This is a genomic window from Allobosea rubneri, assembly GCF_032464875.1.
GTDB lineage: Bacteria > Pseudomonadota > Alphaproteobacteria > Rhizobiales > Beijerinckiaceae > Allobosea > Allobosea rubneri.
In genome coordinates, this window is record NZ_JAWDID010000038.1 from 23553 (window position 1) to 39840 (window position 16288).

A 16288-nucleotide genomic window follows, 5' to 3' on the forward strand; every position below is an offset into this window, starting at 1 on the left:
TTGTGATTCTCTTCCAGCGCGGCGCGGCCGCGTCGGCGCGGACGTAGCACGGCAATCGCAGCGGAAAAAGGGCGGACGACGGAGAGGCCGAGGGGCGGGGAGCCGCAACAGCGCTCTTGCGATCCATTCGCAACTGTTTATCTTGCGAATAGATCGCAGTTGCAGATTGGACGGCAATGGACGCACGGGTCGACAGGCCGCAGCCCGGCTGGCGCAGCGAGCGGGGCGAAGCCTCCCTCTCAGACGTCCACCGCTCGATCGCGGTGCGCCAGACCGGCCCCGGCTGGCGGCGCGCCGCCGCCTTCGTCGGGCCGGGCTATCTTGTGGCCGTCGGCTACATGGATCCCGGCAACTGGGCGACCTCGCTCGCGGGCGGCTCGAAGTTCGGCTACACGCTCCTCGTCGTCGCGCTGGTCTCCAACATCATGGCGATCGTGCTGCAATCGCTGTGCGCGCGCCTCGCCATCGCCTCCGGCCGCGACCTCGCCCAGGCCTGCCGCGACGCCTATCCGAAGCCGGTTTCCTTCGTCCTGTGGCTCCTGGCCGAGATCGCGATCATCGCCACCGACATTGCCGAGGTGATCGGCACGGCGATCGGGCTGAACCTGATCTTCGGCATTCCGCTCGAGCTCGGCGTCATCATCACGGCGCTCGACGTCTTCCTGATCCTCTATCTGCAGAAGCTCGGATTCCGCTGGGTCGAGGCTCTGGTGATCACGCTGCTCGGCGTGATCGCGCTGTGCTTCGCGATCCAGATCGCGCTCGCCGATCCCGATTGGGGGCAGGTGGTTCGCGGTTTCGCGCCGACGACCGAGATCGTCCGCAATCCGGAGATGCTCTACCTCGCGCTCGGCATCCTCGGCGCGACGGTGATGCCGCATAATCTCTACCTGCATTCCGGCATCGTGCAGACCCGCGCCTATGGCAAGAGCCTGCCGGAAAGGCGCCAGGCGCTGAAATACGCGACCATCGATTCGACGGTGGCGCTGATGTTCGCGCTGACCATCAACGCCTCGATCCTGATCCTGGCGGCCGCGACCTTCCACAAGACCGGCCAGACCGGCGTCGCCGAGCTCGGCGACGCCCACAAGCTGCTCGGCCCGCTGCTCGGGCTGGCGATCGCCCCGACCCTGTTCGGCATCGCGCTGCTCTGCTGCGGCATCAACTCGACGGTGACGGCGACGCTCGCAGGGCAGATCGTGATGGAGGGCTTCCTCAAGATCAGGCTGCCGCCCTGGCTGCGCCGTCTGATCACCCGCGGCATCGCCATCATCCCGGCGGCGGCGGTGACGATCTGGTATGGCGACAGCGGCACGGCGCAGCTGCTGATCCTGACGCAGGTGGTGCTCTCGCTGCAGCTCTCCTTCGCGGTCTTCCCGCTGGTGATGTTCACCGCGGACAGGACGAAGATGGGCGAACTCGTCGCGCCGCGCTGGCTTGTCGCCTTCGCCGTGCTGATCGCGCTCGTGATCGCGGCGCTGAACCTCAAGCTGCTGGTCGACTTCGCCGGCTGGGCGGGTTGAGCGACGCGCGATTCCAGCGAGGCGCCGACGGAGAGCGGTCCTAGCGGGCGGCACGCCGGGCGCGGAAGCGGGCGACCTTGTCGCGGTTGCCGCACAGGCTCATCGTGCACCAGCGCCGGGTGTTGTTGCGGCCGCGATCGTAGAAGACGAGCGTGCAGTCGTCGGCGGCGCAGCGCTTCAGCCGCGCCGGCTCGGCCTCGCAGACGAAGCGGGCGAGATCGAGCACGATCAGCGCGGCCGGGCCGGCGGCGGCGTGATCCAGCGATAGTCCAAGCGTCGGTCCGTTCTCCCCAGGGCGCAGAGCGTAATGGCCGCTGATGCCGGCCAGCCTTTGGTTCACGGACGCCAGGACGGTGTCGGACAGGGCTTCGCCCCGCTGGAGATCGTCGAAGACCGGCCGCAGCTCCGCGCGCAGGGCGCGCAGATCGGTCAAGGCTTCGTTTCCATCACCGGCAGCATCGCCCAGCCCGGCTGCGGTGAGCCAGGCGCGCGCGCGCTCCGATCCGTCGAGTAGTTCCTTGGGCTCGGCTTCGCCGGCCGGCGTGGTGTTCAGCAGATCGAGCCAGATCGCACCGCCGACGAAGGGGAAACCGTCGCGGAACTCGCTGGAAGCGTCTGTCGTGAGCGCCATCTCGGATCCCGCAAACCTGTGTCGATTGTAACCGCTAATTTATCTATTGACAGGTTTCAAATCAAGAGACACCGTTGAATCATAGAAACAGAGGTTACTCACTCCGTGAGTGACCCGCTCCCTCCCCCGCCTTGCTGCCACCCCCTTGTCGCAGGAGTTCCCGCCATGACGTCCGTGACCGCTGTCGAGCCTGTTCCGACGCATTTCCGTACCGCCACGATCGCCGGCACCGAGGTCTTCTATCGCGAGGCAGGGCCGCAGGACGCGCCGGCGCTCCTCTTGCTGCACGGCTTCCCATCCTCCTCGCACATGTTCCGCGACCTGATCCCGCGCCTTTCCGGGCAATACCGGGTGATCGCGCCGGACTATCCCGGCTTCGGCCATAGCGGCGCGCCGTCGCCGGCCGCCTTCGACTACAGCTTCGACCGCCTCGCCGATGTGGTCGAGGAGCTCGTCGATCGGCTCGGACTGGAGAGCTATGTGCTCTATCTGCAGGATTATGGCGGCCCGGTCGGATTCCGGCTGGCGCTGCGCCGGCCCGAGCGCGTACGCGGCCTGATCATGCAGAACGCCGTCGCCAATGCCGAGGGCTGGAACCCGGAGGTCACCGCGTCGATGGGGCCGTTCTGGCGCGAGCGCAACGCCGAGACCGAGAAGCCCTTCGCCGATCTGCTGAAGCCGGAGACGACACGCTTCCAGTACACCCATGGCGCTTCGCGGGCCGAACGGCTCTCGCCCGATGCCTGGACGATGGACCAGGCAGGGCTGGACCGGCCCGGCAACCGCGAGATCCAGCTGCGGCTGCTGCACGACTACCAGAGCAATTTCGCGGCCTATCCGGTCTGGCAGCGCTATCTCGCGGAGCGGCAGCCGCCGATGCTGATCGTCTGGGGCAAGAACGACCCGTTCTTCACGCTCCAGGGAGTAGACTATCTGAAGCAGCAGGTGCCGAGCGCCGAGGTGCACCTGTTCGATGCCGGCCACTTCGCGCTGGAGACGCATGCCGGCGAGATCGCCGAGCATATCCGCGCGTTCATGGCGCGGTTGCCGGCGAGATAGGCGGGGGTGGTGAGGCCCGGTCAGCGCCGCGGCTGGCCGGGCGTTGGGAAGCCGATCGAGCGGGAGACGCCAGTCCTAGCGGAACGGCTCCTCAGGATGCGGGATCTCGAAACGCTCGAACTGGCGCTTCAGCGCCCGGGCGTCCAGGCTTCGTAGTCGCCAGTCGCCGGCGGGCGCTCGTTCTCGGCCAGGGTCGAGCCGGACGGGCGATAGGCGAGGGCGGTTCCTGTATGGTTGGGCTGATGCGGCTGTTCCCAGTCGCGCGCCGCATACTTCTCCTCGGAAGGCGCGACATCGACGGTGTGGTGCAGCCAGCCATTCCAGCCCGACGGGATCGTCGACGCCTCGATCGGGCCGTTATAGACGACCCAGCGACGCTGGAGGCCGAGGGCCTTGTCCTTGGCGCCGCCCTTGGTGCGGTAATAGACGTTGCCGAACTGGTCCTCGCCGACCTTCTCGCCGAAGCGCCAGGTGTGGAAACGGGTGCCCATGGTCTGGCCGTTCCACCAGGTGAAGATCTGAAGCAGGGTCTGGTTCATCGCTCGTGTCCGGAGGCGCTCGGGCTCGGGCGACTTATGTCGTCCAGCGCACGCGATGTCCAGTGCGGCCGGGCGCAGCAGGCATGCATCGCAACGGCGCTGCCGCCACGATCCGCCGCAGCAGGCCGATGAAGTCGCGGGTGCGGGTTCCTCTTCGGCTGTTCCCGGATTCGGCGGTCTGGACCACCACCAGGCGCTTGCCCGGGACGATGGCGAGCAACTGCCCGCCATAGCCGGAGGCGAGCGCCGCGCCTTTGCCGAAGCCGTCTTCCGGCAGGGTCCACCACATATAGCCATAGCCCTGTGCCGGCCGGTCGGTCGCTGAATGGGAGGTGGTCGATTCGCGCACCCAGGCTGCCGGCACGAGCTGGCGCCCGTCCCAGCTGCCGCCATTGGCGAAGAGCACGCCGAAGCGGGCGAGATCGCGCGCGCTCATGCGGAACGGATAGGCCGGGTGCCGGGAGGCAGGCGATTGCGCATAGCGCCCGTCCGCGGCCGAGAAGTCCTGCATGCCGATCGGCGCGGCGATACGGCGGGCGAAGCTCTCGAAGATGTCCTCGCCGGTGCGCTGGCGATAGATCGTGCCGAGCGCGTTGAAGTCCCAGTTGTTGTAGAACCAGAAGGCCCCAGGTGCGTGGCTGCCGCGGGCCGGCCGCTTCTCCCTGATCTCGGAGGTCTCGTGCGCCGCCGGGAGATAGATGCCGGAGCGGGCGGTCAGCAGGTTGCGGACGGTCGCGCCCTTCTCCTGCTCCGAGAGCCCGGGCGACTTCTCGTCGATGCCGAGTTCACCGAGCGTCGAGTCGAGGTCGATCCGTCCTTCTGCGACCGCGATGCCATAAAGCGCGCTCAGCAGGCTCTTGCGGACCGAGGCGACGCCGACCTTGCGAGCTGGATCGCCGAAGGAGGCGATGACGGCGCCGTTCTGGACCAGCAGCAGGGCGGTCGGCTTGCGCAGGTCGGCATAGTCCCGCAACGGCTGCAGCGCTGCTGCTGCCCAGCCGGCTGCGGCGGGATCGGCGGTCCGCCACTCCCTGTCGGGCTCGGCCCGTGCCGGCAACGCCCAGAGACAGAGCACGATGATTGCGAGCAGGCGTTGCATCGGTACGGCCCCTGGTGTCCTGCGCGCATCAGGCCGGGCAATCCCGGCGACTATGCGGCGCCGAAACCGCCTTCCGGACTCAGCGCAGCAGCGAGCGTGCGGTCGGGATGAGGCGGGCGATATCCGGGGAGCGGCCGCCGCCCACCGAAATCTCGCGCAAGGCCCCCTCGAGGGCGGGTATCGCCTGCGAAACCGCTGGCCGCACGAGCGTGACCGCGACGCATTCCCCTTCGCGCACCGGCAGGCGCGCGAATCCGTTCCTGCTGTGGTCGCTGATCAGGCTGGCGAGGATCTCACCACCTTCCGCCCGAACCGCTTGCGCAACCAGATTTGCGGCCTCGGCCGCTTCGGTGTCGCTACGCGTCGGCGCGAGATGGTGGATGGCGACCAGATGTGTCCGCCCGTCTTGGCGATCGACGGTTCCCGCGGGCAATCGCCCGAGCCTGCTCGTGTCGAAGCCAAGGCCGGGCGCGGCGGGCTTCAGCATCAGCACGTCATGCCAAGCCAGCATGGTCTCGTTCGCGGCGGGGCCGTGCTCCGCCCAGACCGGCCCGCCATAGAAGGCGGGGAGGGCGCGGCTGCGGGCGTCCTGATCGGCAAAGCCGCGGAACCAGACGAACTGGTCCGGCGCCGCGGGATCGCGGAACTGCGCCACGACGCTCATCCCGGCCGCTTCCTGCGTCTCGACGAGATAAGTGTCGAAGACGCGGATCAGGGTTTCCCGTGCACCGGGCTTCAGGCTGTAGCGGCGCAGTTCGAAGACGGTGTCGGTCATGGCGTTCCTTTGGCTGGCGTTCCCCTGGCTGGTGCTTCCGCTAGGCGGAGGGGCAGCCCAACTCCGTCAGCAGCGTCGTTGGAGCCTTCGCCACGATTCGGTCACGGTTCGGGAAGCGTCCGCGGCCGGTTGCAGGTTCACGCCAGCCGGCCAAGCATCGCGCGGATTCAAGCACTTGTGGCGGCTGCCGCAGAGAACGCTTCCAGTAGTGGGTCAGGCGGGCGGCGGTTGAGGGCCGGTTAACCACGGTCCTGTGGATTTTAGGGATTTCGCGCGCCGGCGGATCGTTGCAATCTGGCAACGCAGCGCCGATTCCCCATGCGATTCCTTGGGTTTAGCCGGCTCCTTGAAACTTATCCCCATGATCCACATCTTCCTACCAGATGTCGTGTCCACACTCTTTGTGGCGCACTAATCCTTGACGGCGCGGCCCGATCGGGACTAAATTTTGACGGTCGCGAGACGGCTGGCGGAGACGCCTTCGATCCCGGCGAAAGAGTTCCCAGACGGGTCGAAGCGATCACCGCGGCGCGCCGATATCGGCGACGGCGAACGGCGACGTGCGGCCTGGCTGGCCGCTACAGGCGTTTCGACGGCGGGACCACACCGCCGCGGAATCCAGGGCATCAAACCGAGTTGGGCTGACATCAGGAGCCGGTGAGCAACCGGCCGCGCGAGGCTTCCGGGCCCGCGGCATGCATTGGGGATGAAGACATGCGCATCGAGCGCCGCCATACCGCCGCCGGCCAGTCGCCATACCAGGCGATTCCGTTCCGCTCGGCTGTCAGCGAAATCCGCAATCCCGACGGCTCGATCGTGTTCAGGCTCGAGGGCATCGAGGTGCCCGAGGCCTGGTCGCAGGTCGCGAGCGACGTGCTCGCGCAGAAGTATTTCCGGAAGGCGGGCGTGCCCGCCGTCCTGAAGAAGGTCGAGGAGAACGACGTTCCCTCCTTCCTCTGGCGCTCCGCGCCGGACGAGGCGGCGCTCGCCGCCCTGCCGGAGGACACGCGCTACGGCTCCGAGACCTCCTCGAAGCAGGTCTTCGACCGGCTTGCCGGCTGCTGGACCTATTGGGGCTGGAAGGGCGGCTATTTCTCCTCCGAGGAGGACGCCGCCGCCTTCCATGACGAGCTGCGCTTCATGCTGGCGACCCAGATGGTCGCGCCGAACTCGCCGCAATGGTTCAACACCGGCCTGCACTGGGCCTATGGCATCGACGGGCCGAGCCAGGGCCACTTCTACGTCGACTTCAAGACCGGCAAGCTGGTGAAGTCGAAGTCGAGCTATGAGCACCCGCAGCCGCATGCCTGCTTCATCCAGGGTGTGCAGGACGACCTCGTCAACGAGGGCGGCATCATGGACCTGTGGGTGCGCGAGGCGCGCCTGTTCAAATACGGCTCGGGCACGGGCTCGAACTTCTCGATGCTGCGCGGCGAGGGCGAGAAGCTCGCCGGCGGCGGGCGTTCCTCCGGCCTGATGTCCTTCCTGAAGATCGGCGACCGGGCCGCCGGCGCGATCAAGTCGGGCGGCACGACACGCCGGGCCGCCAAGATGGTGGTGGTCGACGTCGATCACCCGGACATCGAGACCTATATCGACTGGAAGGTGAAGGAGGAGCAGAAGGTCGCGGCGCTCGTCGCCGGCTCCAAGATCGTCCAGAAGGCGATGAAGGCCGTGATGAAGGCCTGCGTCAATTGCGAGGCCGCGGACGAGGCCTGCTTCGATCCCGAGAAGAACCCGGCGCTGAAGCGCGAGATCAAGCTCGCCCGCAAGGCGATGGTGCCGGACAACTACATCAAGCGCGTCATCCAGTTCGCCCGCCAGGGCTATACCGACATCCAGTTCGACACCTACGACACCGACTGGGATTCGGAAGCCTATCTCACCGTCTCCGGCCAGAATTCGAACAACTCGGTCTCGCTGACCGACGACTTCCTGCGCGCCGTCGAGTCGGATGACGACTGGAACCTCGTCGCCCGCACCACCGGCAAGGTGACGAAGACGCTGAAGGCCCGCGACCTCTGGGAGAAGATCGGCTACGCCGCCTGGGCCTCGGCCGATCCCGGCCTGCACTTCAACACCACGATGAACGACTGGCACACCTGCCCGGCCTCGGGACGCATCCGCGCCTCGAACCCGTGCTCGGAGTACATGTTCCTCGACGACACCGCCTGCAATCTGGCCTCGGCCAACCTGCTGCAGTTCTACGACCGCGAGACCAAGGCTTTCGACGTCGAGGGCTATGAGCATCTCTGCCGGCTCTGGACCGTCGTGCTCGAGATCTCGGTCGCGATGGCGCAGTTCCCGAGCCGCGAGATCGCCGAGCTCTCCTACGAATACCGCACGCTCGGCCTCGGCTACGCCAATATCGGCGGCCTCTTGATGACCATGGGCCTCGGCTATGACAGCGACGAGGGCAGGGCGCTCGCCGGCGCGCTGACCGCGATCATGACCGGCGTCTCCTATGCCACCTCGGCGGAGATGGCCGGCGAGCTCGGCCCGTTCCCTGGCTACAAGAAGAACGCCAGCCACATGCTGCGCGTCATCCGCAACCACCGCACCGCCGCCCATGGCCAGGCTGACGGCTATGAAGGCCTGCAGGTCACGCCGGTGCCGCTCGACCATGGCACGCTGGCGCGCCTCGGCGGCTCCAGCATCAAGCTCTCCGAGCGCGCCCGCATCGTCTGGGACGAGGCACTGTCGCTCGGCAAGATGTACGGCTACCGCAACGCCCAGGCGACGGTGATCGCGCCGACCGGCACGATCGGCCTCGTCATGGACTGCGACACCACCGGCATCGAGCCCGATTTCGCGCTGGTGAAGTTCAAGAAGCTCGCCGGCGGCGGCTACTTCAAGATCATCAACCGCGCCGTGCCGGATGCGCTGCGGGCGCTCGGCTATCGCGAGAGCGAGATCGCCGAGATCGAGGCCTATGCGGTCGGCCACGGCACGCTGGCGCAGGCGCCGGGCGTCAACCATGGCTCGCTCAAGGCCAAGGGCTTCCCGCAGGACAAGATCGACGCGATCGAGAAGGACCTGAAGGCCGCCTTCGACATCAAGTTCGTCTTCAACAAGTGGACGCTGGGCGAGGACTTCCTCACCGGCACGCTGAAGGTCCCGGCCGAGAAGCTCGCCGACATGTCGTTCGAGCTCCTGCCTTTCCTCGGCTTCTCAAAGGCCGAGATCGAGGCCGCCAACGTCCATGTCTGCGGGGCGATGACGCTGGAAGGCGCGCCGCACCTGAAGAAGGAGCACTACAACGTCTTCGACTGCGCCAACCCCTGCGGGCGCATCGGCAAGCGCTACCTTTCGGTCGACAGCCATATCCGCATGATGGCGGCGGCGCAGCCCTTCATCTCGGGCGCGATCTCCAAGACCATCAACATGCCGAACGACGCGACCGTCGAGGACTGCAAGAGCGCCTATCTGCTCTCCTGGAAGCTGGCGCTGAAGGCCAACGCGCTCTACCGCGACGGCTCCAAGCTGTCGCAGCCGCTGAACTCGGCCCTGATCGCCGATAACGACGACGATGCGGACGATGCGGTCGAGGCGCTGCACCAGCAGCCCATGGCGGCGCGCGCCACGCAGGTCGCCGAGAAGATCGTCGAGCGCATCGTCGAGCGGGTCGAGCGGGTGCGCGACCGCGAGAAGATGCCGGCGCGTCGCACCGGCTACATCCAGAAGGCGGTGGTCGGCGGCCACAAGGTCTATGTCCACACCGGCGAGTATGCCGATGGCCGCCTCGGCGAGATCTTCATCGACATGCACAAGGAGGGCGCTGCCTTCCGGGCGATGATGAACAACTTCGCCATCGCGGTCTCGCTCGGCCTGCAATACGGCGTGCCGCTCGAGGAGTATGTCGAGGCCTTCACCTTCACCCGGTTCGAGCCCTCGGGCTTCGTCCAGGGCAACCAGTCGATCAAGAACGCGACCTCGATCCTCGACTACGTCTTCCGCGAGCTCGCCATCTCCTATCTCGGCCGGCACGACCTCGCCCATGTCGATCCCTCGGAGATCGGCCATGACGTGATGGGCGGCGGTGTCGAGCAGGGCAGGGCGGCGCCGGACGCCGTCGCGCCGATCACCTCGACCCCGCTGGCCTCCTCGGGCTTCCGCCGCGGCAAGCCGATCAACCTGCTCGCCATCCAGGGCGGCACGGCGGCGAACGATGCGGTCGCCCGCTCGGGCGGCAGCGTGACCGCGCTTGCCACCGCCGGCGCCACCGCGCTGAAGGAGGAGCCGGAAGCCTATGGCGAAGAGCAGATGAGCAAGCTCGGCTTCGCCGCTCCGGCCGCCCAGCCGAGCGCTTCCGAGCGCCGGGCCGAGGCGATCATGAAGGGCTATGTCGGCGACAGCTGCGGCGAATGCGGCAACTTCACGCTGGTCCGCAACGGCACCTGCCTGAAGTGCAACACCTGCGGAAGCACTACGGGGTGTAGCTGACTATTCCGACCGCGCTAAAGGCGGACCCAAAGTTCTGCACCTTGCAGCCAAAGTTTTGTTCTTGTGAGTGGAACCATAGTTTGCCTTATTGACGCATCAGCGCACCACAATTGACACATCAGCCTGCCGCACCTCGCGGCAGGTGTGAGTGGAACCAAGTTTTGCCTTTTTGACGCATCAGCTCGACGCAATTGACGCAATAGCCTGCCGCAGTCGTAATGGCTTCGGCGCACACAAAAAAGCCCGGCTTCGGCCGGGCTTTGAATTTTTAGATATGTGCTGGACTTGTCGCCGGGAACTGGGCGTATCCTGATGTCAGACGGATTTGCGCGTCAAAGCGCCTACTCTTAGGGACCTCACGACACAGCAGGACAGGGCATCCGCGAACTGTCGCCGCCTTCTGGCCAACATTCGCCCTCGAACACGCAAGCGCGGCAGCAGACGTGGGTCTCGACCTCCTTGATGCGGCAGCGGTCAGCGCGCAGCGCCAGCATGCCCGCGTGCGCGCAGTGCCTGTCCTGACCGTCCTCGGTGAAAGATCCCGTCGTAAAACCTTGGTGAGGGGCCTTCTCGGCAAGCGCGGTGTCGCGGGCGGCCTTCCAGTAATGGAAGGAGCACGGAACTCATCGTGCTATGTCCGTCTTGTAAAAGCGATGGATCCCGACGGCGACCACGAACTCGTGCGCCGCCGCGTCCGACACGGTCATAAACGCCCGGGCCGCAGGCGCGGCCGGTGCTATGTCGGCGGTCGAACCAGGGGTCGGTTCGAATGGTCCGCGCAGCGGATTCGACGTCCGACGCGCCTTGGGGAAGCCGGCGAACGCTTCAAGCGGCGACGGATTGATCGCGGAGCCGAACAGGGCTGCAACCCGTTGCTCAAGGTGACCTTGTCAGAAATCGCACGCCAGATGGCGTGACGAGCGCCTCGGCAAGGTCCGCTTCTGGGCAGTGATCCAGAGTCTGCTCTCGGCCCTTAGCGGGCTTTCGGAATGTCTGCTTCCCGCCAGTTTGATCACGTGTGCAAACCAGCCGCTGCAGCTGCCCATCAGATCTTTTCGCCCGCGGTCGTCGCCCGTATGCACCGAAATCGCATGGCGGGTTCGGAGCAGGCCCCGTGCGCCGAAGAGCGCGCAGTCTGCCGCTGAGGCGAAGATCCGCGCGTAAATGTGGGTGGGCGACGAGAAGTTCGGCGGTATCCACACTGGTTGCCCGTGCTTGCCGGGGTCGGGCACAGGCAGCGACCGGCGGTGCCGCGCGTTCGTCAGCAGCGGGTACGCGCAAGAGTACTGGCGTCGGCCCTTTCGGCATGCCGCTGGCGCGTTGCCCACTTGGACACAACTCGCAGACTGCTGCGGAATCCCCGCGCCCGCATCACGCGCCGGGAACGGCACCTATCGTCGGTACCCCGTTTGGTAGGCCGCTTGTCCATGGTCAGGCAGAGGGACTGACAGGGCCTTGCGCGCGAGTGAGGCATCTGGAGTTCAGCGTCCGGTTATCGGAGCTGACCCCACGCGGATATTCGCAACGAGAATTTCACGGCGGTCACGCCCGATCGGGCGGTCGCGGGCTACCAATCTTTCGCTGGACCGCCCGGCCGGGGTTTCATGCGAATGGATGCACTCCGGGCGGTTTCGGTGGGTGTCTTGCCGAACCGCCGGCGAAAGGCGGTAGCGAACCGTGCCGTGTTGGTGAAACCGTAGCGCCGGGCGACGGTGGCGACCGCGGCGTCGCAGGTCCCCAGAACGAGGTCGGCATGCGCCAGATCAAGCCGGATGGCGTGCAGCACGGCCAAGGGTGTATGGCTGCGGAAATGCTTGAACACCGCTGTCAAGGTCCGCAAACTGCAGCCGGCGGCTGCAGCGACATCCGCCATCCGGATCGGCTGTGCGCCCTGAGCGCGCATGAAATCCTCAGCACGTCGAACATAAACGGGAACTGCGCAGCCGGCCGTGTCTGCTAGCCTGTCCGTATAGTTGTGAGCGGCGCCGCGCAGGACCAGCGAGACAAGCAGGTCGGTCAGAGATGCCAGTGCGACCGGGCTGCTGGTCACGCCGTCTCCCCGCTGAAACTCCTGCATGACGAAATCGAGCTGGTGTTTCAGGCTGAACCCGAGCCCGGTGGTCCAATCGAGACCCGGCTCGAAATCGAGAGCCTCGTGCAGTTGTTCATCCAGCATGTGCTCCAGCGCGCTCTCAATATCCGCCACCTTGAAGAAGATGTTGGTTCGCGCGTTGTCGTTGCTCATCGAGAGACGGCCGCCTGGAGCGGGTCTCCAGACAAGGCCGGATCGACTTGTGGCTGTCGCGGACTTTCCCTTCTGCTCCAGCGTCGTATGGCCCGTGAGCATCGTTGTGAAGCAAAACAGACCTCCGTCGTCGCCATCGACGAAGCCATTGGTGGCGAAGCTGCTGTCAGCGTAGCTTGCGATGATCGAGCCGACGGCGCGCGTCGCGAGTGTAAAGATCGGCTGTTCGAAGCGCAGGCGCCACAGCGCGCGATCCTGCAATTGATAGGTATAGGTGCGGCGTGATTGCGGGACCCGTTCGGTGACGCGGAATGCGCCGCTCAGATCCTCTGAATGTCTTGCCCGGACGACATCGAACGTCGCGAGCAGGGCCGGATCAATCACAGGCACAGCCATCGGCACCCCCAGCTCCGGCCTTGATTGCCCGGTTTCAAGCCACATTAGACAATTTCGGCAACGGGTCGACACATTCGGCAATGAAAATCGGGTCCTCACCGAACACCTCATCCCCCGCGTCGTCCGATATGGCACATACCCGCGCAGGGCAGCGATGGAGAGCCTGATGGCGATCCGGGCAGCTTTGTGGGGGAAGAGAACCTTGTCTTGCGACTGCCGGCGCCGCGCCTGCCTGCGCATTGCTGCGACTGAACGTCAGGCTCGACTTTGCATGCGTCGATCGGGCGTTGGCCGGTGCACGGCACCGTGGCGCGGCCCACGAAGGCATCGGGCCGGTCATGGTGGCGAGGTTTGCCGAGGCCAGTGCGGGTCATCCCGCGGCAGCATCCGATGAACGGCAGCGCGCGGGCGCGTTCATCTTTTGGTTTGGAAGCCAGTTCGACCAGTCGCCCAATGTTCAGTTCAACCGTTTGGGGAATGCGGTGAAGCAATTCAGGCTGGATGGCGGCGTAGCTCGACTGGCTGACATGGATCGCCGGCAGCCGATTGCCGAAGCTTCGCGCCACCTCGCGCTGAAGCTGAGGCTGACTTCTTTGGTGCTGTGCTGTTCGACCCATAAGGAGCTCTGCGCGCGCTTCGCCACCAGCAATCAGACGACGCAGTTCGTGCCCCAGAACGCTTATAAATGGCTGAGCGGCAAGGCCATGCCGCGCGCATCGAGCGTCTATGAAGATTGGGCACGGGTGCTCGGTGGCGCGCTGACCGCGCCCTTCCTCGCCTCGTCCTCCTTCGAAGAGTTTCAGGACGCCGTATGTGCCCATTTCGTGGTGCCGGAAGCCGCGCTTTCTGCGCTGAGAGCCGAGGCTGGTCGGCCGCGGAGTCCGGCCCAGGTCGTTGCCATCTCGTCGCTGACGAGAGGGAGCGAGCGGCAGCCTAGCGGGCTTTGGCTGGAGGGTGCTTACCTCGCGATCTCGCCAGCCTGGTCTCGAGCCGATGCGGGGCGACTGATCATCGGGGCGGTGAGCATCCACACCGACGCGATACAGCGCCTGCAGATCAGTTACGGCGAAAGCCTGCCCGACCGTCAGGTTCTCATGAGCGGGCTATTGCAGAGCGATGGCCGCAGCGCGCAGAGCGCCCTGACCTGCTCCCACACGGGCCGGCTGTCCGTTCTGGGGCTGAATGTACCCAAGCCACCGCCCAATCTCATCGGCGGCATTCTCAGCGGCGCAGCCGTTCATGACGCTGACACCCGGGTCGCCGCCAGCCGCATCCTGCTTCTGCGGTGCCATGGCGCCCGCGCCGAGGGCCTGCTCGCGCGCGCGGGCTATCTCGATGCGAACGGAGCCCTGGTCGAGAGCGAGTTGGCCGCGCTCGGCTATCGCGACGATGCCGCAAGGCCTGCGCTGGGCGCCGGCATCGTCGATTTCCTGACCGCGCCGTCGTCCTCCAGCCTCTGCGAGGTTCGACTTAGAGATATCGCGCCGCTCGAGATGATGACCGATCGCCTCGCTCCACCGGCGCTATCGCACAAGGCAACCGCCTGGCACTAGCGCCAAACAACCACGGCCTCCCGGCCTTCCAGCTTCAGTATCCAGGGCAATTGATCATGCAGGACAACCCTTCGAAAGGCCCGGCCCGAATGAAAATCGCTATCAAGCACCGCAGCAACCTTGTCGCGGCGCTTGTTACGCTCGCCTCCGTTCTACCGTCCAAAGCAGAAATCACAGGCGAAAAGCTTCAGGCCCTCCTGCCCGGCCTCGAGCAGCAGGTCACCGCCGGGATGAAGGAGTTCTCGGTTCCCGGCGTCGCCATCGGCATCGTCTTCGACGACAAGCTGGTCTACAGCAAGGGCTTCGGCGTCAGAACCATCGACAAGGCCGACCGCGTCACGCCTGACACCATTTTCCAGGTTGGCTCGACGACCAAGGCGTTCCTGGCGACAGCGCTCGCCCAGGCCGTCGATGCGGGCAGGCTGAAATGGACCGACCCCGTGGTGGATTACATGCCCGCTTTTCAGCTGGCCGATCCCTGGGTCACGCGCGATTTCCGCATCCTCGACCTCGCCGCGCAGCGCGCCGGACTGACCCCTTACGTCCATGACGACCTTACCTTCCTGGGCTTCGACAAGCCGACGCTGATCCGGTCGATGCGCGTCGCGCCGCAGACCGGCATTTTCCGCTCGCAGTTCGGCTATCTCAACATTCCGCACATGGTCGGCGGCGAGGTGCTGGCGAAGGTTGACCGCTCGGCGAGCTGGTACGACTCGGTCAAGAAGACGCTGCTCGATCCACTCGGCATGTCATCGACGACCGCTACCCTGGAAGCCATCACGCAAAGCGCCGATCATGCCACCGGCCACAGGTTCGGCGAGCGCCCGGTCGCAATCCCGTTCCACGCAGCCATGCCCTATACACACGGCCCGGCTGGCGCCTTCAATTCCAACGTCAAGGATATGGCGCAATGGCTGCGCCTGCAGCTCGGGCGTGGACATTTCGGCGGGAAGGTCCTCGTCTCTGAGGAGAATCTCGACGTGACCTGGACGCCCCGCGTCGCGATGAGCGAGCGTGTGAGCTATGCTGTCGGCTGGGTCGTCAACGCCACTCCGAACGGCCGTGTGATCTGGCACAATGGCGGAACAGCGGGCTTCGGTGCCCATGCCGGCTTCCTGCCGGATGGCCGCACCGGCATCGTGATCCTGACCAATGTCGGCAACGCGGCGATGGCCGATGCGCTCGCCCAATGGTTCTATGACCGGGCTCTCGGAAATCCGGAGGTCGACAATATCGCCCTCGCCGCCGCTGCCGTGCGGGCGAACCGAGAGCTGCAGCGCAAGCAGGCGGCAGCCTTCATCGCAGGGCCGCTATCTGCCTCTGCCAGCGCACTTGCCGGCAGCTACCTCTCGCCAGTTCTCGGCACGGCAACGGTCGCTATCGTCGAGGGGAAACTGCGGATGACCCTGGAACAGACCGACGCTGTCGCTGTGCTCGAACCGAACAGGGATGATCCGAACCTGTTTTCTGCACGGCTCATCGCGACGGCCGGCTATGAGCCGCTCGTTGCCATGGCCGGCGATGTTCCCTTCAGCCAGATCCGGTTCGAGCGCGACAGCCTCGGCGACATCACCCAGTTGCGCTGGCTGGCTCCGGAGCTGCCGCATGCCTTCACGCGCCAGCCCGCCCATTAGGCCTGGGCCATTTCGCGCCAATTCGAGGACAAACCCATGAGCATTTTCTCCAGCAATCTGGCCCGGGCTTCATTGGCCCTCGCCCTGAGCACAACTGCTGCCACGGTTCACGGAGCCCCTGTTTCCGCTCCGTCGTCGTCGATGAATCAGCAGGGGCATATCGTCCCGGCCCGCAATGCGCTTCAGGGCATCATCGACTTCCTGGGCGACGGCGACAATTACGTCCACGACGATCACTACGACTGGCAGCGTTACCGGGACACGACGTCCCGGAAGGAGCGGATCCGCGATTACTATCAAATGCAGCAGGACGCGCAGAAGGACTACTGGCATCACCAGAAGGAGGCGCAGAAGCGCATGTTCAAGCAGCAGCGCGGCTGGTGAGGCAGGC

Annotated in this window: 11 protein-coding genes; 6 read left to right on the plus strand and 5 right to left on the minus strand. The window is 65.8% G+C overall.

The window, feature by feature from the left end; all coding sequences use genetic code 11:
- The first annotated feature begins 176 nt into the window (after positions 1–176).
- Positions 177–1523 carry an Nramp family divalent metal transporter gene (locus RKE40_RS20800; RefSeq protein WP_316020127.1) on the plus strand — a complete coding sequence of 449 codons (1347 nt, stop codon included), beginning with the start codon at positions 177–179 and terminating at the stop codon, positions 1521–1523.
- Positions 1524–1563: 40 nt separating this feature from the next.
- Here the strand turns inward: RKE40_RS20800 and RKE40_RS20805 are convergent, their stop codons facing one another.
- Complete coding sequence (locus tag RKE40_RS20805; protein WP_316020128.1) at positions 1564–2154, minus strand: CGNR zinc finger domain-containing protein; 591 nt, start codon at positions 2152–2154, stop codon at positions 1564–1566.
- 165 nt (positions 2155–2319) lie between these two features.
- Between RKE40_RS20805 and RKE40_RS20810 the strand changes: the two genes are divergently transcribed.
- Entirely contained in the window at positions 2320–3213 is an 894-nt protein-coding gene (locus RKE40_RS20810) for an alpha/beta fold hydrolase (protein ID WP_316020129.1), read from the plus strand.
- A 128-nt stretch (positions 3214–3341) separates the two neighbouring features.
- On the opposite strand, the gene RKE40_RS20815 is transcribed toward RKE40_RS20810, so the two are convergent.
- The 3 genes from RKE40_RS20815 to RKE40_RS20825 form a co-directional block, all read right to left on the minus strand.
- Positions 3342–3752 carry an NADH:ubiquinone oxidoreductase subunit NDUFA12 gene (locus RKE40_RS20815; protein WP_066469679.1) on the minus strand — a complete coding sequence of 137 codons (411 nt, stop codon included), beginning with the start codon at positions 3750–3752 and terminating at the stop codon, positions 3342–3344.
- Positions 3753–3786: 34 nt separating this feature from the next.
- Complete coding sequence (locus RKE40_RS20820; protein WP_316020130.1) at positions 3787–4851, minus strand: serine hydrolase domain-containing protein; 1065 nt, start codon at positions 4849–4851, stop codon at positions 3787–3789.
- Positions 4852–4930: 79 nt separating this feature from the next.
- On the minus strand, positions 4931–5626 hold the full coding sequence (locus RKE40_RS20825) for an NIPSNAP family protein (RefSeq protein WP_316020131.1): 696 nt from the start codon (positions 5624–5626) through the stop codon (positions 4931–4933).
- 714 nt (positions 5627–6340) lie between these two features.
- Here RKE40_RS20825 and RKE40_RS20830 point away from each other — a divergent pair.
- Positions 6341–10069 (plus strand): vitamin B12-dependent ribonucleotide reductase, encoded by a 3729-nt coding sequence (locus RKE40_RS20830; protein ID WP_316020132.1) that lies wholly within the window; start codon positions 6341–6343, stop codon positions 10067–10069.
- A 1567-nt stretch (positions 10070–11636) separates the two neighbouring features.
- Here the strand turns inward: RKE40_RS20830 and RKE40_RS20835 are convergent.
- Positions 11637–12755 carry an AraC family transcriptional regulator gene (locus RKE40_RS20835; RefSeq protein ID WP_316020133.1) on the minus strand — a complete coding sequence of 373 codons (1119 nt, stop codon included), beginning with the start codon at positions 12753–12755 and terminating at the stop codon, positions 11637–11639.
- 194 nt (positions 12756–12949) lie between these two features.
- Here RKE40_RS20835 and RKE40_RS20840 point away from each other — a divergent pair, with 194 nt between their 5' ends.
- From RKE40_RS20840 to RKE40_RS20850, 3 genes are all read left to right on the plus strand, one after another.
- Entirely contained in the window at positions 12950–14263 is a 1314-nt protein-coding gene (locus RKE40_RS20840) for a hypothetical protein (RefSeq protein ID WP_316020134.1), read from the plus strand.
- A gap of 89 nt (positions 14264–14352) precedes the next feature.
- On the plus strand, positions 14353–15897 hold the full coding sequence (locus RKE40_RS20845; protein ID WP_316020135.1) for a serine hydrolase domain-containing protein: 1545 nt from the start codon (positions 14353–14355) through the stop codon (positions 15895–15897).
- A gap of 36 nt (positions 15898–15933) precedes the next feature.
- A complete protein-coding gene (locus RKE40_RS20850) occupies positions 15934–16281 on the plus strand; it encodes a hypothetical protein (protein ID WP_316020136.1) in 348 nt (115 codons plus the stop codon).
- Positions 16282–16288 lie beyond the last annotated feature (7 nt).